General features: G+C 46.1%; 23 protein-coding genes. 2 read left to right on the top strand and 21 right to left on the bottom strand.

Annotated features, from left to right (window positions below):
* From QUA50_RS11940 to QUA50_RS11870, 15 genes are all read right to left on the bottom strand, one after another.
* Positions 1-641, bottom strand: a 641-nt coding sequence (locus tag QUA50_RS11940) for a tetratricopeptide repeat protein (protein ID WP_333264343.1), incomplete at its 3' end; no start/stop codon positions are given.
* 51 nt (positions 642-692) lie between these two features.
* Complete coding sequence (locus QUA50_RS11935) at positions 693-1,688, bottom strand: GDP-mannose 4,6-dehydratase (RefSeq protein ID WP_333264341.1); 996 nt, start codon at positions 1,686-1,688, stop codon at positions 693-695.
* Between the two features lie 57 nt (positions 1,689-1,745).
* Positions 1,746-2,408 (bottom strand): class I SAM-dependent methyltransferase, encoded by a 663-nt coding sequence (locus QUA50_RS11930; RefSeq protein ID WP_333264338.1) that lies wholly within the window; start codon positions 2,406-2,408, stop codon positions 1,746-1,748.
* On the bottom strand, positions 2,409-3,467 hold the full coding sequence (locus QUA50_RS11925; RefSeq protein ID WP_333261660.1) for an aminoglycoside phosphotransferase family protein: 1,059 nt from the start codon (positions 3,465-3,467) through the stop codon (positions 2,409-2,411).
* Positions 3,464-4,066: a hypothetical protein gene (locus tag QUA50_RS11920; protein ID WP_333261663.1), complete on the bottom strand. Its 603-nt coding sequence runs from the start codon at positions 4,064-4,066 to the stop codon at positions 3,464-3,466. The genes QUA50_RS11925 and QUA50_RS11920 overlap by 4 nt, the downstream gene beginning before the upstream one ends.
* Positions 4,067-4,069: 3 nt before the next feature.
* On the bottom strand, positions 4,070-4,537 hold the full coding sequence (locus tag QUA50_RS11915) for an LIC12192 family sporadic carbohydrate cluster protein (protein WP_333264335.1): 468 nt from the start codon (positions 4,535-4,537) through the stop codon (positions 4,070-4,072).
* Complete coding sequence (locus QUA50_RS11910; RefSeq protein WP_333264332.1) at positions 4,530-5,336, bottom strand: sporadic carbohydrate cluster 2OG-Fe(II) oxygenase; 807 nt, start codon at positions 5,334-5,336, stop codon at positions 4,530-4,532. The genes QUA50_RS11915 and QUA50_RS11910 overlap by 8 nt, the downstream gene beginning before the upstream one ends.
* A 19-nt stretch (positions 5,337-5,355) precedes the next feature.
* The gene (locus tag QUA50_RS11905; RefSeq protein ID WP_333264329.1) at positions 5,356-6,303 is read right to left on the bottom strand and encodes a transketolase C-terminal domain-containing protein; all 948 of its coding nucleotides are present in this window, start codon (positions 6,301-6,303) and stop codon (positions 5,356-5,358) included.
* Positions 6,304-6,389: 86 nt separating this feature from the next.
* Positions 6,390-7,205: a transketolase gene (locus QUA50_RS11900; RefSeq protein ID WP_333264326.1), complete on the bottom strand. Its 816-nt coding sequence runs from the start codon at positions 7,203-7,205 to the stop codon at positions 6,390-6,392.
* Positions 7,206-7,207: 2 nt separating this feature from the next.
* Complete coding sequence (locus QUA50_RS11895) at positions 7,208-8,197, bottom strand: SDR family oxidoreductase (RefSeq protein ID WP_333264323.1); 990 nt, start codon at positions 8,195-8,197, stop codon at positions 7,208-7,210.
* A gap of 131 nt (positions 8,198-8,328) precedes the next feature.
* A complete protein-coding gene (locus tag QUA50_RS11890; protein WP_333264320.1) occupies positions 8,329-8,949 on the bottom strand; it encodes an HAD family hydrolase in 621 nt (206 codons plus the stop codon).
* A gap of 2 nt (positions 8,950-8,951) precedes the next feature.
* Positions 8,952-10,499 carry a PfkB family carbohydrate kinase gene (locus tag QUA50_RS11885; RefSeq protein WP_333264317.1) on the bottom strand — a complete coding sequence of 516 codons (1,548 nt, stop codon included), beginning with the start codon at positions 10,497-10,499 and terminating at the stop codon, positions 8,952-8,954.
* A gap of 316 nt (positions 10,500-10,815) precedes the next feature.
* Positions 10,816-12,765 (bottom strand): hypothetical protein, encoded by a 1,950-nt coding sequence (locus QUA50_RS11880; protein WP_333264314.1) that lies wholly within the window; start codon positions 12,763-12,765, stop codon positions 10,816-10,818.
* Between the two features lie 267 nt (positions 12,766-13,032).
* On the bottom strand, positions 13,033-14,760 hold the full coding sequence (locus QUA50_RS11875) for a succinate dehydrogenase/fumarate reductase flavoprotein subunit (RefSeq protein WP_333264311.1): 1,728 nt from the start codon (positions 14,758-14,760) through the stop codon (positions 13,033-13,035).
* Positions 14,761-14,888: 128 nt separating this feature from the next.
* Positions 14,889-15,203, bottom strand: coding sequence for a hypothetical protein (locus QUA50_RS11870; RefSeq protein ID WP_333070018.1), 315 nt, complete (start codon positions 15,201-15,203; stop codon positions 14,889-14,891).
* 544 nt (positions 15,204-15,747) lie between these two features.
* Here QUA50_RS11870 and QUA50_RS11865 point away from each other — a divergent pair.
* Both QUA50_RS11865 and QUA50_RS11860 read left to right on the top strand, forming a co-directional pair.
* Positions 15,748-16,473 (top strand): lysophospholipid acyltransferase family protein, encoded by a 726-nt coding sequence (locus QUA50_RS11865; RefSeq protein WP_333264309.1) that lies wholly within the window; start codon positions 15,748-15,750, stop codon positions 16,471-16,473.
* Between the two features lie 93 nt (positions 16,474-16,566).
* Positions 16,567-17,388 carry an alpha/beta hydrolase gene (locus tag QUA50_RS11860; RefSeq protein ID WP_333264306.1) on the top strand — a complete coding sequence of 274 codons (822 nt, stop codon included), beginning with the start codon at positions 16,567-16,569 and terminating at the stop codon, positions 17,386-17,388.
* A 159-nt stretch (positions 17,389-17,547) separates the two neighbouring features.
* Here QUA50_RS11860 and QUA50_RS11855 read toward each other — a convergent pair whose 3' ends face one another.
* From QUA50_RS11855 to QUA50_RS11830, 6 genes are all read right to left on the bottom strand, one after another.
* Positions 17,548-18,264, bottom strand: coding sequence for a DUF2996 domain-containing protein (locus QUA50_RS11855; protein ID WP_333264303.1), 717 nt, complete (start codon positions 18,262-18,264; stop codon positions 17,548-17,550).
* Between the two features lie 185 nt (positions 18,265-18,449).
* Positions 18,450-19,337: a hypothetical protein gene (locus QUA50_RS11850; protein ID WP_333264301.1), complete on the bottom strand. Its 888-nt coding sequence runs from the start codon at positions 19,335-19,337 to the stop codon at positions 18,450-18,452.
* A 137-nt stretch (positions 19,338-19,474) separates the two neighbouring features.
* On the bottom strand, positions 19,475-20,029 hold the full coding sequence (locus tag QUA50_RS11845; RefSeq protein ID WP_333264298.1) for a hypothetical protein: 555 nt from the start codon (positions 20,027-20,029) through the stop codon (positions 19,475-19,477).
* A gap of 340 nt (positions 20,030-20,369) precedes the next feature.
* Positions 20,370-20,486: a photosystem I reaction center subunit VIII gene (locus tag QUA50_RS11840; protein ID WP_333042098.1), complete on the bottom strand. Its 117-nt coding sequence runs from the start codon at positions 20,484-20,486 to the stop codon at positions 20,370-20,372.
* A 57-nt stretch (positions 20,487-20,543) separates the two neighbouring features.
* Positions 20,544-21,053 carry a photosystem I reaction center protein subunit XI gene (locus QUA50_RS11835; protein ID WP_333264295.1) on the bottom strand — a complete coding sequence of 170 codons (510 nt, stop codon included), beginning with the start codon at positions 21,051-21,053 and terminating at the stop codon, positions 20,544-20,546.
* 114 nt (positions 21,054-21,167) lie between these two features.
* Complete coding sequence (locus QUA50_RS11830; protein WP_333264293.1) at positions 21,168-21,884, bottom strand: TIGR04283 family arsenosugar biosynthesis glycosyltransferase; 717 nt, start codon at positions 21,882-21,884, stop codon at positions 21,168-21,170.
* Between the last annotated feature and the right edge of the window lie 188 nt (positions 21,885-22,072).

Here is a 22,072-nt window from a genome sequence, read left to right as displayed (position 1 = left end):
GCGTGTACGTTCCCTAGTTTCGACCACAGTTCCCAGTTCTCTGGCTGGATTTCTAACAGGCTTTTGTAAACTGGTATTACGTCGGGATTTAGTTGTATAACTTGTTGGTAGGCGGAGATCGCTTCTTCTCTTTGCCCAACTTTAACTAAAACTTCTCCTAGCTTCCACCAAACTTCCCAGTTATCGGGTTGAAGTTTCAGCAAATTTTGATAAGCTTCTACCGACTCAGGATTTAGCTCAATAACACGCTGATACATGGCTATTCCTTTAGCCAAATCTACCTGGCTTCTCTGTCGCAACGCCTCTGCGAAACTTGATTGAATCTCCCGATCATCAGGGCTCAGCTCGATGGCCCTTTGATAACAAACGATCGCCTCATCCAACCGCCCCAATTTAGTTAGAGCTTCCCCTTGATTGTAATAAATCCAAGCAGACGAATCAGGCTTCTGTTCGATCGCCCGACTGTAAGCATTGACTGCTTCTTCCCATCGGCCAACCTTAAGCAAAACATCTCCCAAATTTGGGTAAGACCAATAAAAATTGGGGTTTTCCTCAATAGCAGAGCGATAAGAGGCTATCGCCTCTTCCCATCTCCCTTCCTGCTTTAGTTTGTTTGCCGCGTCAAAATAGCTTACAGTCATTGCTTGTCTCCGGCTTTTTTCAACCGTTGTTAATCATACCGTGATTTGATACTAAGGTTTATGAATATATTCTAAAGACTGCTTCTCAATCTCATCCCAAAATTCCTCCACCCATTTTATCACACCCGCAACTCCATCCTTCAATGAAATCTCTGACTTCCATCCCAGTTCAGTACGAGCCTTGGTTGAATCTATCACATAGGCAGCATCCTGTCCTAATCGTTCGGCAACAGTCTCCGTTGACTCAGCAAACGAGCGGTTCATCGCTTCGCAAATAGTTTGCACTACTTCCCGCACAGCATACCCCCTATCGGGCGACAAATGATAAATTTCCCCCACCTGCCCTTTTTCCATCACCGCTAATTCTCCCCTAGAAACATCGCGAATATGGATATAAGACTTGACAGCGTGCCCGCCGCCGTGCAACTGAATCGTTTTACCCAGCTTCAGGTAAATTGCCGATCGCGGAATAATCTTGAATAGCTGCTGGTAAGCTCCATAAACATTGGTAGCACGAACAGTCACTAAAGGAAACTGAAAATTTTTATAATAAGTAGACAGCAGCATATCCGCCGCCCCTTTAGACGCTGCGTAAGGGGTAGAAGGATTCATCGGAGATAATTCGGTGACGTTTCCTTCACAAGTGCCGTACACTTCAGGAGAGGAAATGTGAACGTAACGCTGCAAGTATTTCCGGTCTTTTAAGTGGTTAATTAATTGAGCTAATGCTACGGTATTAGTTTGAAACCAGTGATCCGGATGCACCCAACTGGGAGCAACTTCACTTTGAGCAGCAAAATTAACAATATACTCCGGTGCCAACTCGTCAAGCACCTGTAATATCTGTGGCATATCCCCGTTAAAGTCCAATTGATGAAACTTAAAATTCGGGTTTGTATGGCGCAGATACGGTAAAAAAAGCGGCCCTTTCTCGGGAGAACGGCTGATGCCCACAACTTCATTTTGACCGTCTTCTAGAAGCAAGTCAACGAAATCGCTTCCAGAAAAAGAATTGCTACCAAGCACTGCTATTTTGCGCGGACTCATTATTACCCCTGATTATTCGCTGTGTTTTTGACTTTCTAACAGAGTGATTTTTTGCTCTTACTCAAAGTAAATAAAAGAGCTATCGCCCGTATAGCCACAACGGTCAAACCACCACTGCCACTCATCAGGCGTATAGAAACTTTCACAAGTAAGCTGCCAGTAAAGCAGATTCGCTTTTTCTACTTCGTTCCTATAGGACTCTACCACAATATATTTGTTCCCCTTGCTGACCCGCTCTATTTCCCGCAGAGCTCTGTCTAGCTCAAAACAATACAAATTGTGTAAAGTATTTATAGAAATCACTAAATCAAAGCTCTTGTCTGCAAACGGAAGTTCTGTCGCTCTGCACGCTTTCAAAAACGGGCGCACTTCTTCCTTAGCGTGAGCAATCCCGTATTCGGAAATATCGATACCGCAAACTTCGATTCCCGGTACAGCTTGCGTGAAGTCGTAGAGTAAAAATGCCTTGCCGCAACCCACATCGAGAATTCGATCGCCCGGTTTTAAATTATAGTGTTGAGTGATCGCATCTGCAACAGCCCGCCAGCGACCATCATATTTATAACCGCCGTAGCCAACTTTGCGATCGCCGTCCCAATAATCATAATCAAATTTTTTAGCAAGCTTAGCCGCCTCAGCCTTCGGGAATTCATTCACGCGCCCCAAATAATCGCGCTGAGTTTTTTTGTGAACTGCTGAGAGGAAGTCAATATAAGCCATTTAAAATTCCCTGTTTTCCTTCAGGTATTGGAGAGCGCGACGCGCCTTTTGCAATTGTACAGCTTTGTGTACTTCCCGATCGGCAACTTGCCCAGCAAAACTTCGCCTTTGGCTACCGACTGGCAAAAAGTCATTAAGCAGAATACAACACCACTTGACTCGATAAACAGGCAATAAAATCGCCATCCGCTGTCGGTGTTGTTCGGGTTCTGACAACTCAGAAACAACCGCTTCAACAAACTTGGAGTAGTAATCTAGAGAAACAGGAACCGCCGGTTGGCAAAAAAAGTCAGAAACCATTTTACCCGGATCGTCCCACCCTGCATACTCAAAATCGAGAAAGCGCAATTGCCCGGAATCGCTCAAAATAGCGTTGTGAAACCCAAAATCCGATGGAGACAAACACCGATCTAAAAGTGCGATTTCTGCTTCTAACTGTAGACTCCACTGATTCGCTTGTTCGATTACCCGCGATCGCACTCGTTTCCACAATTCAAACAACTCGTTGTGGATAAATTCAACAGCAGAGCGATCGCTCTCGGAAGATGCTTCGACTGTTTGCAACCTGACAAGACGACGTTCCACGCATTGCAGATGTTCCTCAAGGGTAAAACAAGTTTCCGATGCCTTGGGTAGATTTTGAGCCTCAGTCAGTTGCTTATAACAGTTTATTTGCCGATAGAAATTAAGTGCTTGCTCAACCGTTTCAGCAGTAACTTCCTGCGGTTCTAGTCGCCGTCCGCGGACAAACTCATATAAACCTAAACCTTTTTGGCGATCGCACGCCAACGGTTGAGGTAAAGCCCGCACCCCATTGTCCCAAGCAAACTGCGAAAATGCAAATTCAGTACCCAAGCGGTCTCTGCGATCGCCTGGATGTTGAAAATAAACCTTCAACAAAAAGCTTGAACCCTTTGCATCCACGCGGAAAACTCGGTTATTCCCGCCACCTGTCAGAGGATGAAGTTCCACCTCCCCAACCCACCCCGCGGCAGATACTAAATCACCGGCCGCTTGCTGAAGGTCTTCTAAACTCAGGGAAACAACTTCAGTCATCATAAAATCAAAGCCTCTATTTCCGACCAAGAGGAAGCGTGACGAAAGGGATGTCCGGTGAGATGGTGATTTTGGGGGTCAAAGAGGATGCGTTGGACTCCTACCGGAAACCCTGACTCTCCCAAAAATTCCGGCAAGTCATCAATAAAATGAGTACACTGCTGCTTGGCAATCCGTTCTAGCTTTTCCTGCTTAGTAAATTCAAAGAACACTTGGTCTAAGGACAAACCAATGCGATCGCGATCGTAAAACCCTTGACTTTTCAACCATCCCTGTGCAGCTTCGTGCAAATCGTATTTGGGACCCAGATAAGGGTAGCGCGTCTTGTGGCTGACAATGCAGACATTGACTCGATCCCGAACGCAACGGGTAAAAAATTCCAGTACGCCCGGAAACGGGTCAGCTTCTTTCATGCGATCGCCATAAACGTAACCCTGCATTTGAGTCCAAGCATCTTCCTTCCCGCACTGGCGCAAATAATCCCGCACTTGACCTTTACTGACAGGAACTTCTGGGGGAATTAAGCCTTGTTCGAGGGCCACTCGGTGGAACAAGCCGTCATAACAGACGATCGTGTTGTCAAAATCAACTCCAATTAACATTACTCACTCCACACTCATAGCTTGTTGAAAAAAGTTGTTTAGTTTTGGGTCTTCTGACTTTTGATAATAACCGCCCATTGGTGTATGAGGTAAAGTTAAAACAACCTGCATCATTGTTTCAAAATTTTCGATATCGCTGCGATCTTGCAGTACCATTTCTTCCAAACCTGCGTGTAACTCGCATCCAGCATCTAAAATGCGATCGTATATTTCCAATCGCGACTTAGTTTTCTGGGGCAACATAAACAGGCTAAATAGTATAATACCCTCTAGTTGTGGCAGTTCGGCCAAAACATCGTACAACATCATATAACATCCGGGCATCGCATATTCAGTTGCACTGAGTTTATAATCTAAATTATGCCGTGTTGCGTAGTCGCGAACCACCAAGTTTTGCACGCGGTGCGGGTAATTCACTCCCCTGACTGGACGGCTAGTAATGTAACCGCGACAACCTAATTTCTCACTCATCAAACCCCCCAGGCATTGTAAATTTCATCCCTATTGTCGAGGCTGCACGCACGGCGATCGGGGCGAAGTATTCCCCCAAACGCTTATCAGAGTAAGGGGTAAATAAACCTTTAAATCGAATATTCATAGACCATCTAGTTGTAGATTCTTCGTTAATTCGATTGCCGTGCATCAGAGTCGGAGTAAATAGAAGGACATTGCCGTAGGGAACTTCCAACCATTTTAGTTCCGGCTCGACTGCCTGATAAAGACTTTCTGTGCCTCCCACTGCAAAATCCTGTACTTTTCCCCGCCATTTAGCATCAGCATCCGGCGGCAAAATAAACATACTCTTTGTCCGATAGCAATCTACTAAGGGAATCCACAACACTACTTCAAAGGGGGAACATTCCGAGCCCCAACTATCAGAATGCAGGGGTAATAAAGAACTGTTGTCACCGGGAATTTGAACGCTTAAACCGATATTGCGCTGCATCACCAGTTCGTTGCCGACAATGGTTTCTACTAGGGTACGACCGCAGGAAAAATAGGCTTTCCGAAACCAAGATTCTGCCATCAAACCTGATATGATATGCAGGCGAAAAGAGTTGAGTTTTTTGACTGGTAATAGAGAGGCAATTTCATCTAAAAATCCTCCAGGATCTGTCGGATATGGCACTCCCAAAAAATTAGTTGCTAAATCTACCGTTTTGTTTCGGATTCGCTCCAGGGCAGATAGATTTTCGCAGGTATCGATTATATAGCCATTTTGAATGAAAGCAGCACTTAAGTCTGTTTCTATTTTTGCCAAGAAGTCCATATCTTTCGATCCTTTGTTTTTATGGTTTCACCTGCTGAGGCGCGATCGCCCGATACATCTGGAAGGTTTTGTGTGCGATCGCTTCTGGGGTGAGGCCAAAATATTCGCGGGCATACTCTTGTTCTCCCGCTGCGTGCAGGAACTTGTCTGCAACTCCAATTCGCAACAAACGAGCTTTTTGATGGTCGAGCTCGCTCATCCACTCAGCCACAGCCCCTCCGAGTCCGCCGATGATACTGTGTTCTTCCACCGTCGCCACCACCCAAAACTGCGAAAAAACCCGATCGAGCAATTCTCGATCCAAAGGCTTAACAGTGTGGAAACTCACCACTTGGGCGGAAACTCCCTGTTTGCTAAGCTCATCTGCTGCTTGCAACACAATCGGTAGCAGATTGCCGGTACTCAGCAAGCAAACGTCACTTCCAGGGCGCATCACGATTCCTTTGCCAATTTCAAAATCAGGCATCCCATCATGAACCAGCGGCTCACCTTTTTTGCCCATGCGAATATAAGCTGGGCCATTCTGTTGCAAACAAGCTCGCATAGCCGCCCGCACTTCCCAAGCATCGCCCGGACAAATTACAGTCATGTTTGGCAGCATTCGCAGCAAAGCAATATCCTCACAAGAATGGTGAGTAGCCCCGTTTCCGGCATAGGACAAACCTGCTCCAACTCCCACAATAATTACTGGAACATTGTGATAGCAAACATCAACCCGAATTTGTTCAAAACAGCGAGTAGTTGTAAACGGTGTAATCGTATAAGTAATAGGGCGAAGACCGCACATTGCCATACCAGCCGCCACGCTCATCATGTTCGCTTCAGCAACGCCGCAGTTATAAAAGCGATCGGGAAAACGAGCTTTATATTTATCAAAAAGGCGGTTGCCAATATCCCCAGATAACAAAACAACCCGATCGTCTAGGGCCGATATTTCGCTCAATTCCGCCGCAAATTCATTTCTCATCTAGCAATCCTCTCATTATTTGCAAACTCTCTTCTCTTCTCTTCCTCTGCGCCCTCTGCGGTTCAATCAAAATCCGAGAAAAATTGCTACACAAGCTGAAGTTCCACTTTAGCTTTTTCAACTTCTTCAGCAGTCGGAACGCGGTAATGCCAATTGTTATCATCTTCCATAAAAGAAACGCCTTTTCCTTTCACAGTATGAGCAACAATCGCCACCGGTTTACCGCTACCATCAGGCACGTTACGCAAAGTATCAACCAAGGCTTTCATGTCGTGACCGTCTAATTCATAGGTGTTCCATCCAAAAGCTGACCACTTTTCTTTGAGAGGATGAAGAGCCATAACTTCGTTGCTGCGACCCGTAGCTTGCCACTTATTATAATCAACGATCGCCACTAAATTATCTAATTTTTGAGCGGGGGCAAACATGGCCGCTTCCCAAACAGAACCTTCATTGCATTCGCCGTCACTCATGGTGACAAACACGCGATAAGAGTGTTTTTGAATGCGGCCGGCTAAGGCCATTCCTATCCCTGCGGACAATCCGTGTCCCAGAGAACCGGTTGCTAATTCTACCCCTGGTACGCAGTGCACGCTGGGGTGTTCTGGCAAGTTGCTACCATCTTGGGCATAGGTATCGAGTAATTCTTGCGGGAAAAATCCCGCTTCTGCGAGGGTAGCGTACAGTGTTGTTGCTGCGTGTCCTTTACTGAGAATAAAGCGATCGCGATCGGGATTTTCTGCATCCTTGGGATCTATTTTCAAACTTCCCCAGTAAGCTGCTACTAGAATATCAGCACAGGACAGAGAAGAACCTAAATGAGCAGTGCGAGCTTGGTGGGACAGTTCTACAATTTTGCCCCGAATTTTTCGGGCTTTTGCTTCAAGTTCGGGAATATTCATCTTTATTTTAACTTCAGTCCTTGCATCGTCTTAATATTGTAATAAAGACTATCCCTCATCGGATTGGGAATCAAATTAGCATTAAACGCCTTCACCAAATCCTGCACAGCATCTTCAATTGTGTGCTGCGGCACAAACCCAAGTTCCTGCTTGATCTTCTCCGATGAAATATGATAAGAGCGGTTGTCATTGGTCGGAGTGCTGACAATCTCTACTTGTTTTCCTACCACATTTCGCACCATTTGGGCAATTTGCATCACCGTATGATTTTCATAACCCGCATTAAAAATCTTACCATCGATCGCCTCATCTGGCAATTCGAGGGACTTGATATAAAGGTCTGTCATATCCTCAATGTGAATATTTGGTCGTTTTTGTTCGCCGCCAAACACCGTGATTTTACGATTATTGACAGCGTGGTTAGTGAGAATATTCACTGTCAAATCCAGTCGCAAACGAGGGGAATAACCGCAGACGGTTGCCGGCCGCAGAATCAAGGTAACAAACCCCGGTTCGCGGTTTGCCAGCAACACATCCTCGCACATTGCTTTATACTTGGAATAATCTGTTAAAGGTTGCAGCGGCAACTCTTCACTCACATTTTCGGTTTCTTTAATCCCGTAAACGCTGGAAGAAGAAGCATAGATAAACCGTTTGACTCCACAGTTTTTTGCAACATCTACTAAGTCAACAAAAGCATCGTAGTTAATCGACTTACCGAGGTCGGGATCTAATTCAAAACTGGGATCGTTGGAAATACAAGCTAGATGGATAACAGCATCGCATCCGGGTAGAATTTTTTCTAGCAGTGGGCGATCGCGAATATCTCCTTTAATCTCTTCTAAGCCCGGATGGTCTTTGACTGCGGATAGAACATCTGCTCCATAAATGTACAAATCCACCACCTTAACTCTATATCCAGCTTGAAGTAGTTTAGGGACTAGAACAGCCCCCACATAACCCGCTCCACCTGTGACTAAAACTTGTTGCATTTGATTCACCCTACATTCCTCAATTATTTTGACTTCAGTTAATAGACCTCTACAAAAACTGTTAGGGAGGAGGCATCTTGCCTTCCCTAAACTTTATTTTTACCCCCTGTCTAATATATTAATCATCCCACTCAATGTGCTACATTTAACATTTTTGACGGCGTAAAATTATTGTTTTCTATGAGCAAATTAATAATTTCTACCAGTGACGAAATTACTGTTATTCGATCACAAAACGGAGATTTAGACAAATCTTGTTGTTCCTGTATTCCATAGCCAGTTTTCACCAGAAAAGCTTTCATCCCTAACTCCAAACCAGGCTCTAAATCCCTGAGTCTATCCCCGATCGCCCAGCACCGCGTCGGGTCTAAACTGTGGTCGGCCATCGCTTGCAGAAATAACCCAGGCGACGGCTTGCGACACTCACAAACGTAACTATACTGGATAACTTCACCTTTCGGGTGATGGGGACAGTAATAAAAATCGGCGATCGCCCCTGAAGCCACTTCAGCATCCCGCCGCATTCGATCGTTAACTGCTTCCACTGCCTCCACTGGAAAATAACCCCTAGCTACTCCCGATTGATTAGTCAGCACCAATACTGAGATGTCGTTAGTATTCAGGAATTTTAGCGCATCCAGCACTCCCGGAATCCACTCAATTTGGTCGGGGTGGCTAAGGAAGTGGCTATCTTCAATTAGAGTGCCATCCCGATCGCACAAAATTGCTTGCGGCTTGCTAAAAGATGGCATCTCTATACCTTTAAAACTGTAGTAGCAAATTTCAACAACCGAGCTTTTTCAACTGGTTCAGCATTGCCAAGAGTATTAGCTGAAATCGCCCCAGCCAAATTTCCCAGCAGCGAACCAACTGCGATCGGTAATTCCAGCTTCGCACTCAAGCTAGCCAGAGCAAAAAACGCATCGCCCGCCCCTATTGTATCCTTTACTGCCAACGTCATTGCTGGACTCACATCTTCTTCTCCTTTAGCATTGATCCCCAACGCTCCTGCAGAACCTAAAGTGAGCCATCCTTGCTGAGAATCTAGATGTTGGAACAAGCCTTTAAGCAGATAATTGTGGTCTCCGTAACGGCTAGAAAATGCTAAACGTAGTTCTTGTTCATCCAAGCAAAAAACATCCGCTCGGCGGTACTTAGTAATTAAGTTATAGCCGTAATTGGCACTATTCGTTTGGCAGTTCAGAGCCAAAAAAGATGCTTCATTTTGAACCATCTCCATGAGTTCAGAATCCAGCAATCCATGTCCGTAATCTGCAACCACCACCATGTCATAATCCCGAATCGTTTTCCGCAAACGATCTAACAAATTTTGTCGCTGATTGGGCGCAGGTCCTTCTTCTTGCAGCTCATTAATAGAAAACAGCTTGGTGTAATTATCCCTCATTCCCTGCCGCTCAATGTAACGGCGTTTGGTGACGGTGGCCGCACCATTTTCATATTGTAAATCTAGCCGAATACCGCCATTTATATTATTCAAAATCAAGCTGTGAATGTCTGGCTCATTCCCCACCACACCAGCCACAGTTACAGAGTCTACAAAACTAGCCATGTGGCGGGCAATAGCCAAAGAACCTCCTAAATGCTGCTCTTTTTTCAAAAAGCGAGTCGAAATAACTCTGCCCTTAGAAGTCAAACCCTGCACTGTACAGTGAACAAATTCATCAATAATTACGTCCCCCAACACTAACACTTTGAGCTTTTGCATCGCATCAACGCCCTTGCGAATTGCCTCAAAAGGGTATTGCTGGCTTAATTGGATGGCATAGCTTTTGATATGGGGTGGCAACACATCCGTGTAGTTATTGAGCAGCTTTGTTGAGCTAAAAACAATCTCGCCTGTATAGCGAATTTCTCCGCCGTAAGCTTTGACTCGATCGGCTTCCCGGTCAATATTTTTAGTAACATCTTGACTGTGGTCAGCATATTCGTGACCTTTGCAGTAAAAATTTGGCTGAACTCGATCGAGAACATCTAAAGCTGTGGCCACAGGAGCCAATAGCACGTAGTCTACGCAAGCTAAAGAAGCAATCGAATAAAGTCGCAAATCGTCCGAAAAAACTGGCCTGCCAGGGCCTCGGTTGACGTAATTAGCTGCGGTAATTGAAACTACCAATACCTCTCCCAAAGCTTTAGCTTCTTGCAAGTGGGCAATATGACCCGGGTGAAGCAGGTCAAACACCCCATGACAGAGAACTATCTTACGGTTCTGCTCTCGAACCTTAGCAAGTACCTCTTTACAAGTTTCAAAATCAAGATATTTTTCTGTGTTCTTTGTCAGCATCTTTGAACTAAATGGTGTAATTTCCCACTCTGACGGGCTTGCCAGCATACAACACGGGAGAATCCCGGTTTTTGTAACTATACCAGGTGATGTTCGCGGTGGCGCATCTACAAACTTGCGTTAAAAAAGATGAACGGACTTTTTTCACCGAAACCGGAGCAGATTTCACTTTGGCGACGCTATTCCTGAACAGTTTTAAGGGCCGAGCTACAAACAGACGATGCTCTCCGGGAGAATGGGTATGTGGGCTGAGCTTCCCGGTGGCTATGTCAAACAATAGACTCTCGCTTAAGCCTAGTGTTCCCGCCACCTGAGCCTAGATCCGCCCTACCCTAGTTTTAACAGCAAGGACACGCCCGATCAATTCTTTCCATTCGAGGGAATTGCTCAGGGAGTTAGTATCGAGATACTCGCCTTTTTCTAAGGAAAAGCGACCAAAATTTTCCAACCAGTTCACAATAGTTTCTGTCGGTGAGAAAGGCGTACAATTCAAAGCTTTCTGTAGAGAATGAGACATCCCAGCCCTATCGTGGTTGCGATAAGCATACCAGGCTTCCCATACTAAAACGCCGTACTGCACGGGATTATTTTCATCGGGATTTTTGACGGCATTTTCCTGAAAACGCCATCTCTCTAATTGCCCCGCTGTTTTGTGCAGTTGTGACTGCGACTGTTCCAATTCTTGCCGAGTCGAGTAGAGTTGCGACTGCGACTGTTCCAATTTTTGCCGAGTTTGATGGTGTTCGGCTTGGGATAATTTCAATTCTTGCCGAGTCGAGTGCAGTTGCGACTGCGACTGTTCCAATTCTTGCTGAGCTTGATAGTGTTCGGCTTGGGATAATTCCAATTCTTGCCGAGTCGAGTGCAGTTGCGACTGCGACTGTTCCAATTCTTGCTGAGTCGAGTGCAGTTGCGACTGTAACTGTTCCAATTCTTGCCGAGTTTGATAGTGTGCGGCTTGGGATAGTTCCACTTCTTGCTGAGTTTGATGATATTGGGCTTGGAATAGTTCTAATTCTCCCTGAATTTGATGCAGTTGAATTTGTATTAATTCGCAATCTTCCTGAGCCTGATACATTTGCGACTCAAATCGATCGCGCTCTTCCTGAGTTTGATATAGTTGAGCTTCGGTTAATTCCAACTCTCCCTGAGTTTTGTACAGTTTTGACTCGGATATTTCCAACTCACTTCTAGTTTGATGTAGTTGGGGATGGACTTTTTCCAACTCTTCCTGAGCTTGATATAGTTGGGACTGAAATTTAGCGCACTCTTCCTGAGTTTTAAATAGTTGAGCCTGCGCCAGTTCCAATTCTCCTTGAATAGGATAACTTTGACTTTGAACTACTTCTAACTCTTTCTGACTTTGATTTAGTTCCGTCAAGGATTGTTCTAACTCTGCCTGAGTTTGATAGAGTTGCGACTGCGACTGCGCCAACTCTCTCTGAATCTGATGAAGTTGGGCTTTGCAATTTTCAAACTCTCTCCGTTGTTCGTAAGTCATATTGTAATACAAATCGGTTGGTTCTAGGTTTAAGTTGAGATTAAATTCGCTGGAGACTTTGGTAAGTTCTATGACGGCAATTGCATTAGCTTGTGACCAAGGCCATCCGTATTCACTATCCCTAAGTTCTAAAGCATTTACTTCTTTCCAAAGCATATAGTGCTTTTCATCTACCGTTTCCCTATCTATCAGCTTTAAGTAGTTGGCGGATATAGCATCTTTCGGAATACCATATTTTTTCCATAAAACATCTAAATATTCTTGGCTAAATTGAATATACCATTCTGCATCTGTAAGTTTTCCAAAAGGAACGGTAATCAAGGCTTTTCCATCAATAGCCAGTAGATCGTAAATTTTAGCGATCGCCTTTAGGGGGCCTTCTAGATCGCGGTATTCTATCTCTTCCCCATAGCCTCCTGAAGGATCGTCTCCTTGCCCTACGTGCTCTACACTGGAAATTGATACTATTGCGTCATATTTTTCCGCTGATGGCAAGCTCATCAAATCTTGATTTTCTACACCTAGATCGACTTCAAATTTATCTACAATTCGTCTCGCTCTAATCCCAATATTTTCGCTCAATGAGTTTTCGTAGTGGGAGAGTACGTTGCCAATTTCAAGAATTTTATGAGGATTCCTTAGATTAGCAATAAAGTCAAAGGCAATGGAAATTTCTACCGCTCTTTCTGTCGGGTTATTAAATTTTATACGATTGTAATATAACTCTTTACCTTTAAAAGTAAAGGTTCTTGTCCACTTACTCATTTTTTCCTCAAAAAGCAAATTACAAGTTGTCCGGCGCGGGTTATGCTGAAAATTGGTGGTAGTTGACAACGGGAGTATTAAATTTAACCCTTAACCTTTAATTATTACACATAGTAGTTTTTTATGCAAGCTACGGGATATTTGGATAATATGGCTGGAGTCTGTGGCCCTCTTTTTATTCCTTGCTGATATTTGTATAAACGCCCTTATTTTAGCGGCATCAAAAAAATACCCCCCTTGAATTAGGGGGTTACGGCTAATCAGAAATTAATACTTCCTCTCCTGCGGCTCAAACATCGTAATTGCCACTGGCATATAAGCCAAATCAATCCCCGCAGGCGAATAATACGCCAGCGTATGCTTCAAAAACTTCCCGTCATCGCGCTCAGTAAAATCTTCCCGCGAATGAGCTCCCCGACTTTCCTGCCGGTTTAAAGCAGAAGTTAAAATCATTTTTCCGACAATTATCAAACTACGCAACTCCAAAGCTTCCACAATTTCCGTATTCCACAACTTGCCTTTATCGTCTAAGTAAACCTCCTCATATTGTCGCTCTAAATCCTCCAATTTCTTTAAACCTTCCTGCATCAATTCGGCGCTGCGAAATACGCCACAATACTCAGTCATAGTATCTTGATACTGCTGCCGCACTTGATTGATGCGGTATTTTCCCGGACGTTCTAAAAGCGCTTGAATTTGCTCTTTTGCTTCCGCAATATAACGCTGTTCGTCTACCGCAGGCAATTTGCGATTTTGCACGAATTGTGCTATGGTTGCGCCAGTAACTTTGCCGTAAACGACGCATTCCAACAGCGAATTGCTGCCCAAACGGTTTGCGCCGTGAACCGACACGCAAGCTGCTTCGCCTGCTGCAAAGAAACCGTCTACTAAACTGTCAGGACTGCTGCGAACTTGCCCGCTAACATTAGTAGGAATTCCCCCCATTGAATAGTGAACGGTAGGGCGCACGGGCATCGGCTGATTTACCGCATCAATTCCTAACAAACGGTGGGCTTCTTCCCAAGCAAAAGGAATTTTGCTCATAATTTTTTCGCGTCCCATGTGCCGCAAATCGAGGTAGATAAAGGGGCCGCCGGCACTACCATCAACATTAATCCCTCGGCCAGCGCGAATTTCTATGGAAATTGACCGCGAGGTGATATCCCTAGGCGCTAATTCCATCCGCGACGGGGCATAATTTGCCATAAATCGATCGCCCTCTGAATTAATCAAATAAGCGCCTTCGCCCCGCACAGCCTCGGAAATCAACACTCCCACGGGATACAAACCCGTCGGGTGAAACTGCACGAATTCCATATCTTCCAGCGGCAATCCCGCCATAGCAGTCATCGCCAAACCGTCTCCCGTCGAGGCGTAATCGTTCGACGTGGTATTGTAAACTCGACCGTAACCCCCCGTAGCAAACATCACCGCCTTAGCACGGACAACCTCAATTTGACCGTCTAGAAGGCTGTACATAACTACCCCCTTGGCTTGGCCTTCTTCCAAAATCAGGCGGGTGACATACCACTCCTGATAGATGTGAACTCCGCAGCGGCGCAGATTGTTGACTAATTCGTGGAGGATGGCGTGACCGGTTTTGTCGGCGGCGTAGCAGGTACGGCGGTGGGAATGTCCGCCGAAAGCGCGCTGGGCAATTCTGCCGTCTGGGAGGCGGGAGAAGAGGACTCCCATGTGTTCTAAATCTATGACTACACCAGGGGCTTCGCGGGTGAGGATTTCTACCGCGTCTTGGTCGGCTAAATAGTCTGAACCTTTTACTGTGTCGAAGGCGTGGGCTTTCCAACTGTCTTCGGGATCGACATTTTGGAGGCTGGAGGCCATCCCGCCTTGGGCTGCGACGGAGTGCGATCGAATCGGGTGAGTTTTCGCGACGACAGCTACCTTTAAACTGGGGTCAGTCCGAGCAATTTCTACTGCGGCGCGGCAACCTGCTAAACCGCCGCCTACAATGATTACGTCGTGTTCTAGCATCTTTTTGAATTATTTTGAGTGTTCTGCTCAATTTATGGTGACGCAAAAAAAACTTCCTACCAAAAGAGCAGGAAGTTTTTTAACTTTTGATTTGAATGGAAAATCCAAAGTTAAAATTTCAAATTGGACTAGCCGGCACTTTCGGCAGGGTTCTGAAGCGACTGATTTCCCGTTGCAGAAGGTTGAGGTTCCGTACCGGGTTCTACAGCAAGCACTTCAATGTTATTTAGCAGAGTTGTAACGAAAGCAAACAGCAAGAAGGGCAGAGACAGCACTAAAATCAAGCCGACGGTAGCCAAGGCGTAGATTTGGCGGGCGCTACTCCACAAGGCGAGTGCCGACGCTAGACTTAGGAAGATGACTATCAGCCAAACAATGATTTGACCGTAAATGTCGCCAAAGGTGAGCGTACATCTAAGGCGATAGTTTTGGATGTTATTCATTTGATGCCTCGCGAGATTGCTATTACGACTTGTGAAAAAATACTATGACAATGCGTCAATGCTTCACTGTAAATTCCTAAGTTTAGCTGCAGCAACCTGGTTTTAGGGCTGTTTTAAACATTTTTATAGAAGTTTGCAACAACACTTTACGAATTTTTGTTTCTGACCCGATCCCAAAAACAGAGACAAGCCCCCGCAGGGCCTTGAGTGGAGGGCCAAAAATTTTAGACCCAAGTTCAAGAAGCTCCCTGATTCATCTGTAAAGTAAATCTAAAATCTAAAATCGATCGACTGACTGGGAAATTTTACCGAAATTAGAGTTACGCACTCCGACAAAGAAACCGGGTTTTTTACTGTTTTGGTGGCGTAACCTGTGTGTTTTGGCAAAAAACCCGGTTTCTGGCTCCCCCGTGCGATCGCGAACTATGAGAGAAAGGCACAAGGGGAAAGTATACTTTTTGACCGATCGCAAATCTCGTAAAGAAATGTTAACTTACATGAGGATGGAATCAACCTTTATAGCGTCGCACCTGTCTTTTGGCCCATGTTTTCAGAGAGCAAATTGCTGATTTCGCGCTGTTTCCTGGCTGGTTTGGGAACGCAGATGTTTATGTACCGCGAAGACCGGATTCCCCAAGAGAGTCCGGTGCTGGTGGTGAGCAATCACCGCAGTTTCTTAGATCCTGTGCTGCTGACGGCGGCTTTGGGTCGATCGATCCGCTTTGCTTGTCATCATTACATGGGTCAAGTCCCGGTGATTCGGGAACTTGTCACAACTTTCGGCGCTTTCCCCTTGGAAGCACCGGAGCACCGACAGCAGCATTTTTTCTCTCAAGCGACAGCGCTGCTGCAAAGCGGGGAGATGGTGGGGGTGTTTCCAGAGGGTGCAGAACCGATGGTGAAGCTGACTGGGCCGAATACTGTGGGGAAGTTTCAGCGGGGATTTGCTCATTTGGCTTTGCGGGCTCCGGTGCGGGATTTGGCAGTTTTGCCGGTGGCGATTAGTTCTTTTGAGGAACACTCAGTAAAATCCGGTGTACCGCTCAAGTTGTTGAGTTTGTTCGATCCTTCGGAACCGCTGTTCGATCGATCTGGGTGGCATCCTGTGATAATTTATCAGCGAGTTAATGTTTTAATCGGCCGGCCTTACTGGATTACTGTCGAGAGACAGCAGCAATATCAAGGCAAAAAAGCCAAAGCTGTTGTGGCTGAACTCACGAACCACTGTCAGGGAGAAATTGCAGAATTACTCCAACAACGTTGTTTGTAACTTTGTTGGCTGTTGACTGTTGATTATTGGCTGGTGTCACATTTCCAATTCTTTAATCTACAATCTAAAATCTAAAATCGATTGACTTGAATCATGGCAAATGCTAACAACAAGATTCGTTTCCTAACGCCCAAACCGCCGAAACCAGATCGCCCTTTATTTGTATTTCTGCCCGGTATGGATGGCAGCGGTTTGCTGCTGCGGTCGCAAATTGCTAAATTAGCAAATCATTTCGACATTCGCTGCTTAACTGTACCGGCTAACGATATGGCTAGTTGGGAGGTACTGGTTAGCGAAACGATTGCCTTAATTGAAGCAGAAAAGCAAGCGGGAAAGCCGAAGCGGCCGGTTTATCTGTGCGGCGAGTCATTTGGGGGCTGTTTAGCGATGAAAACTGTTTTAGAAGCTCCTCAATTGTGCGATCGATTAATATTAGTCAATCCAGCTTCTTCATTCCGACAGCAGCCTTGGGTGCAGTGGGGATCGTACCTGACTCAGTGGCTGCCGGCCAACCTTTATCCGCTGTCGGTAATCGGTTTATTGCCGATATTAGCATCATTAGGAAAGATTGGGCGCGACGAGCGGCGAGCTTTGCTAGAAGCGATGCAAGCAGTACCGCAAAATACGTCTGTGTGGAGATTGGCGTTAGTGCGATCGTTTAATGTTGACGAAAATCAGTTGCGCGGCATCAAACAGCCGACGCTAGTAATTGCTAGCGGTGCAGATCGGCTTCTGCCTTCGGTAGTAGAAGCGAAGCTTTTAGTCAAGGTAATTCCCAATGCTGAAATGGTGCTGCTGGCTAACAGCGGTCATGCTTGTTTGTTAGAAACCGATGTTAACCTTTATGGGATTATGAAAGCTCGCAATTTTTTGACAAAATCCGAAGAAAATTTGTCATTAGCCAATAGTCATTAGTCATTAGCTATGACTTCTCACTTCTGAGTCAGTCGGGGCAAAATTAGAGATTGGGCGAGGGGTAAAGTTTATATTCAAATTCACCCGCCCTGACACTCATTAGTAAGTACCCGAAGACAAGCCACTAAGGACTAATAACTAAGGACTAATGACTAATGACTAATTAAGATTTAGCCATTTTTGAGCGTTAAGCCGCTGGACGACGCCAAACACCATGAGGTCTAGTGTTACCTTGCGCTCATCTATCAAAAAAGGCTCTAAAGTGCTTGTTTTGGTATTATTTTCAGCGCAGGAAAACGCCCTTTGACTTTGAATATTTTCTTGAGGAAAATACAGGTTAAATTGGCGCTGACCTTCTTGGAATTTGCCAATTACCTGCCAGCAATCTCCGGCGGAACTCATGCCCGCAAGTGGGAGTTTTTGCTTGGCCAAACTCACCTCTAAATCCTTAACGCCCTGCTTAGTCAAAGCAGTTTGCAAAGCGGGCAAATAATCTTGTTGAATAAATTCCGCAAAGGGCTTGTCTTCAACCGCAGGTGCTTTTTCCTTTTTAGCTTTAGCTGGGGGCTTGTCGCCTTCGGCTTTGGCTGCGGGCTTTTTAGCAGCCGCCTGGGGCTTGTCAGTGCTGGGTAAGTCGCTGGTGTCGGGTTCGTCGGTACTCGGATCGCGATCGATCGCAGCACTGGGAGTTTCGGATTCGCCAGCGGTAGGATTTTTCGGTTCTTTCTTGGCTGCGGGTTTTTTAGCAGTCGGCTGAGGCTTGTCAGTGCTGGGAAAGTCGGTTGTCTCGGCTGTGTCGGTACTCGGGGCGTGCTCGATCGAAGCACTGGGAGTTTCCGATTCTCCAGCGGTAGGATTTTGGGGTTCTTCTGGCATTAACGCTTCCTGTTAAAAGTGATCGGTAAAAGGAGTTGTGAGTGCAGGTGGGGGCGATCGGCTTTCTTGAGCGCACACACATTTTATCCAAAACCAACCTGAGAGAATGGCCAGTCAAAAAAATTTGAACTCAAAACACTCTGACAGGGCGATCGTCCGCCAAGATCACAACTCCTTTGGTTATTCTAAATCTCAGCGACAGCTCGTTCAATCAAACGGCGGGCGAGAGTTTGAACACCCGTGTGTTCGTAGTAGTTGGTAGTCATGTCGAGGAATGCGCCCACGTAGTCCACCTTGTCTGCAGAAATGTCTACAAAATTCTGCAAGTGGCCGAGTACGTTTTGGGGAGTCAAACCTCGATCGCTCACAAAAGAGCTCATCCAGCCAGAAACCGAGTTAAAACTTTCGCCGATAAAGCCGAGTTGGCCTGCGGGAGAACCCCCAGGAATCATGCCCCCGATCGACTTAAAGGCCGAATTATCTTGCAAATCGCTGGGGGAGAGCCTCTGAATCCAAGACTGAGTTGCCATGATAAAGTCTGGGCCCAGGGGAATCAAACCATCAAAGCAAACCAAAGCAGCCATCCGCATCAAGGATTCGCCGCCGTAGTCGCCCAAGGAAGCGGCAAAATCGCCGATGCTGTCGCCGGGAATACCGTTGATTTGGCAAAAAGCGAGCAACTCAGTGACTAACTTCAGAGAAAGGTCGATCGTTTGAGCTTTTTCCGGCTTGGGAGTGAGATTGCCCAGAAGGGACAAAAACGGCACATTTTGGGAGACTTTGTTAGCGAGGGCGGCAGTACCCAAAGCCTTGTCGGCGTTGTCAATAGTTTGGTAGAGCCAGAGAGCGCGCTGGTAGCCCTGAGATTTATCGTTGTACAGGTAGATGGCGCGCTCGCCAATTTGCTGGATCAGTTCTTCGTCTGTTTCGCCAGTAACGGTGCGAATGGTATTTTCAAAGCCAACTAAATTGTTCCACTCGCCGGGAACCACAAAGTCAAGCGCTCGCAGGGCTTTGACAGTCATGTTGTCTTGAGGCAATTGATCGACTAATTCAAAGACTGTTTTGCTCACAAAAAACTCCTTATGCTGAAACGAAAATCAAAGGTATTACTTTTGGCAGATTGCAAAACTTCACAGTCTCATAGTGGCAGACTTAGTTCTGATAGCGCCAGACTTGAGTCGGGCGCTGAGTTGGACAAAAGACATTGCTACTTGAGGCGGGCGAGACCGCCCAGGTTAAATTTTGACAGCCAAGCTTCCCTATCGCTAGGGGTAAAAGAGGAAGTCCGGGATTGAACTTTCACCTGATAGCGATTTGCCACTAAAACAGCAGTGATATTAGCACCTTGATTCACTGCGGGATAGCCGCCTATTTTCTTGGTACTTTGCTGGAATTTTGCACCTGCGCTGGGGTTGCCGGCGATGTCGTTAATCGAGAGAACCGCGACATTTTTACCGTCTTTGTTCAACTTAGCTTCAGCAAAACCGGATTTTTCTTGAGCAAAAACGCGATCGAATCCACTCCCAGAAGACGGGAAGTATTTATTTAACTTACCGCCTGCAACTGCCTTTTTGGGCAGGTTTTGATTACTAGCCGTTGATTTGTCAGCAGTTGTCTGCTGTGCTTTACCAGGTTTTTGGGTGCTTTCCTCCTGGGCTTTGTCCCAGCGTGATGGGGCTTGGGTTTGGCCGCAGGCAGTCACCAGCAGCAGTACCGAGATCAGGAATGGAGCTAAGATGCGGCGTGCGGGAAAAAATTGCATCGCTGTCTCCTCATTAGTAGGTTTCCATAACAATTGTGGCTTAGAATTTGGCAATTTGTGTCCTCTGAGCGCATGATTTGTCTTCTTGGTAAAAAAATCCTCTGCCGGCAGGCGGAGGATTTTTTTGCAATTATGAGTTTTGAAGGAAGAAAACTGAAAGATTGCTCCACAGATAAATTCTGGGGATGGGTGTAAAGAAACTAAGTTTTTGGAGAGCCAGCAATCTCAAAACAATTTTTGCTGATTTTCCCTAGATTTATCTAGAAATATCAGAGCAATTGTTCGTCAATCGTGTTATTACTTCGGCTTTCCAACTTAGGTCTTACTTGAGAGGTAAGGATCAGGCGTCGCTTTCAATGTAGATAAACAACAAACCCATTACCACAACTGGCATCACCCAGGTAATTAGGGGAATCAAAATCCAAGGCAAGAAAGAGGCAGCGTAGGAACCTGTCATATCAAATTCTCCAAACTAAAGTTAGTGTGTTCCAACAGGGATATGTGGGAGTCGAGTCTAATTGTTGACTAAACCCCGGAAAATGGCATCAACGCCGTTAAAGTTTTCGAGTAAGAAGTAGGCAGCAAAGACACCACCCATTCCACCAATGAAGAAACCAGCGGTAAACTGGCTCCAGCCTTCAGCATTTCTGAGGGAATCGGGAGTCATGGGATTAGCGCTAGGGTAGCTGGTGTTGTCTTGCTTGAAAGAGACCCAACCGTAGGCAGACATACCTGCTGTGCCAAGCAGAACTAATACGAGGGCTGTAATTAATCCGCCGAGATTAGCTGCTTCTGGATAATCCCGCAGGGGCCCGAAGACGATTTCAGGGCCGACGAGGAAATAACCATGTGCCAAACCGATTTCTAGACCTCGAACTAGGGGTGAGAGTCCTTTGCGGTAGGCCGGCAAGTTCCCAATAAATGCTTTTGTGAAATCAGAAGCACTGATGGGGGTGGCTAGATGACCCGTGAAGGGGTCGCCGTTAAAGGGTTTAATAAGCTCTGCATCTCTGGGATCTGCCATATTCTGTGTGTCCTCGCTGTGCGTAAAAGTTGAGGCGTTCAAGTCATATTTTACGCAGGGACGTGTTTCCTATTTACATAATTAACGGCGAGCTTTAGAAAAGTTCACTATTCTTTAGTTTTTGGAAGAATTTTTCTTTTGCCTCTTATACCAGAAAGCGAGTCGATCGGGCGACACTCCCAGGAAATAAGCGATGATTACTATTTGATTGATGGCGGTGGTTTCGATCACCCCAAGCTGCCGCCAGCGGCGGGCGGAGGTCAGCACTGGCTGGGGTACTATTTCAATGCGACCTTGTTTTTTCAATCGGCGCACGAATTCAAAGTCTTCCATCAGCGGCAAGTCGGGAAAACCGCCAATTTTGTCAAAAGTAGCTGCGTTTAGGAAAATGGCTTGATCGCCGTAGGGCATTTGCAGAAACTTCGATCGGCAGTTTACCCCTGTTTCTACCAGCCGGAGGCTGAGACTGCGGGCGTCAATCTGGAGTTGAAAGGCCCCCGCTACAGCAGACGGGTTAGCTAGTACCCGACGCGCGCTATCGTCGTAGCCGCGAGGCAACAGAGTGTCTGCGTGGAGAAACAGCAATATCTCTCCAGTAGCGGCGGCGGCACCTGCATTCATTTGGGTGGCGCGGCCTGGGGCGGTGGAGATAACTCGGACGCCCAAAGATTTTGCTATATCTGCAGTACCGTCGCTGCTGCCGCCGTCGGCGACAATTATTTCGACATTTTTTGCCTCAAGGGCGGTGGAGATGACTGGGGCTATTGTAGGTGCTTCGTTTAAGACGGGAATGATAATGGAAATTTTGAGATTGGGATTTTCTGGCGACATACAGAATTAAGCACCCCGTGAGAGAGGGGTTTTGTACCAAGCTTATCTGTTATTTGACCAATTTCTTACGCCAGGAGCGCCCCTACATTGGCCATTAACCTGGGAGGGCGAGTTTTGTACAAACGCTTATCTGTTAGTAGCTCATTTCTTACGCCGGGAGTCCGCCTACATTGGGCTTTCCTGTGGCA

Origin of the sequence: Microcoleus sp. M2_D5, assembly GCF_036701935.1 — a bacterium.
Lineage (GTDB): Bacteria > Cyanobacteriota > Cyanobacteriia > Cyanobacteriales > Microcoleaceae > Microcoleus.
The sequence above is the reverse complement of the archived record's forward strand: the minus strand, read 5'-3'. Positions and strand labels throughout refer to the sequence as shown.

What these genes read in the sequence shown, in the direction of transcription:
- QUA50_RS11935 (WP_333264341.1), bottom strand. Translation starts at nt 1,688, where the DNA reads ATGAGTCCGCGCAAAATAGCAGTGCTTGGTAGCAATTCTTTTTCTGGA.
- QUA50_RS11930 (WP_333264338.1), bottom strand. Translation starts at nt 2,408, where the DNA reads ATGGCTTATATTGACTTCCTCTCAGCAGTTCACAAAAAAACTCAGCGC.
- QUA50_RS11925 (WP_333261660.1), bottom strand. Translation starts at nt 3,467, where the DNA reads ATGATGACTGAAGTTGTTTCCCTGAGTTTAGAAGACCTTCAGCAAGCG.
- QUA50_RS11920 (WP_333261663.1), bottom strand. Translation starts at nt 4,066, where the DNA reads ATGTTAATTGGAGTTGATTTTGACAACACGATCGTCTGTTATGACGGC.
- QUA50_RS11915 (WP_333264335.1), bottom strand. Translation starts at nt 4,537, where the DNA reads ATGAGTGAGAAATTAGGTTGTCGCGGTTACATTACTAGCCGTCCAGTC.
- QUA50_RS11910 (WP_333264332.1), bottom strand. Translation starts at nt 5,336, where the DNA reads ATGGACTTCTTGGCAAAAATAGAAACAGACTTAAGTGCTGCTTTCATT.
- QUA50_RS11905 (WP_333264329.1), bottom strand. Translation starts at nt 6,303, where the DNA reads ATGAGAAATGAATTTGCGGCGGAATTGAGCGAAATATCGGCCCTAGAC.
- QUA50_RS11900 (WP_333264326.1), bottom strand. Translation starts at nt 7,205, where the DNA reads ATGAATATTCCCGAACTTGAAGCAAAAGCCCGAAAAATTCGGGGCAAA.
- QUA50_RS11895 (WP_333264323.1), bottom strand. Translation starts at nt 8,197, where the DNA reads ATGCAACAAGTTTTAGTCACAGGTGGAGCGGGTTATGTGGGGGCTGTT.
- QUA50_RS11890 (WP_333264320.1), bottom strand. Translation starts at nt 8,949, where the DNA reads ATGCCATCTTTTAGCAAGCCGCAAGCAATTTTGTGCGATCGGGATGGC.
- QUA50_RS11885 (WP_333264317.1), bottom strand. Translation starts at nt 10,499, where the DNA reads ATGCTGACAAAGAACACAGAAAAATATCTTGATTTTGAAACTTGTAAA.
- QUA50_RS11880 (WP_333264314.1), bottom strand. Translation starts at nt 12,765, where the DNA reads ATGAGTAAGTGGACAAGAACCTTTACTTTTAAAGGTAAAGAGTTATAT.
- QUA50_RS11875 (WP_333264311.1), bottom strand. Translation starts at nt 14,760, where the DNA reads ATGCTAGAACACGACGTAATCATTGTAGGCGGCGGTTTAGCAGGTTGC.
- QUA50_RS11870 (WP_333070018.1), bottom strand. Translation starts at nt 15,203, where the DNA reads ATGAATAACATCCAAAACTATCGCCTTAGATGTACGCTCACCTTTGGC.
- QUA50_RS11865 (WP_333264309.1), top strand. Translation starts at nt 15,748, where the DNA reads ATGTTTTCAGAGAGCAAATTGCTGATTTCGCGCTGTTTCCTGGCTGGT.
- QUA50_RS11860 (WP_333264306.1), top strand. Translation starts at nt 16,567, where the DNA reads ATGGCAAATGCTAACAACAAGATTCGTTTCCTAACGCCCAAACCGCCG.
- QUA50_RS11855 (WP_333264303.1), bottom strand. Translation starts at nt 18,264, where the DNA reads ATGCCAGAAGAACCCCAAAATCCTACCGCTGGAGAATCGGAAACTCCC.
- QUA50_RS11845 (WP_333264298.1), bottom strand. Translation starts at nt 20,029, where the DNA reads ATGCAATTTTTTCCCGCACGCCGCATCTTAGCTCCATTCCTGATCTCG.
- QUA50_RS11840 (WP_333042098.1), bottom strand. Translation starts at nt 20,486, where the DNA reads ATGACAGGTTCCTACGCTGCCTCTTTCTTGCCTTGGATTTTGATTCCC.
- QUA50_RS11835 (WP_333264295.1), bottom strand. Translation starts at nt 21,053, where the DNA reads ATGGCAGATCCCAGAGATGCAGAGCTTATTAAACCCTTTAACGGCGAC.
- QUA50_RS11830 (WP_333264293.1), bottom strand. Translation starts at nt 21,884, where the DNA reads ATGTCGCCAGAAAATCCCAATCTCAAAATTTCCATTATCATTCCCGTC.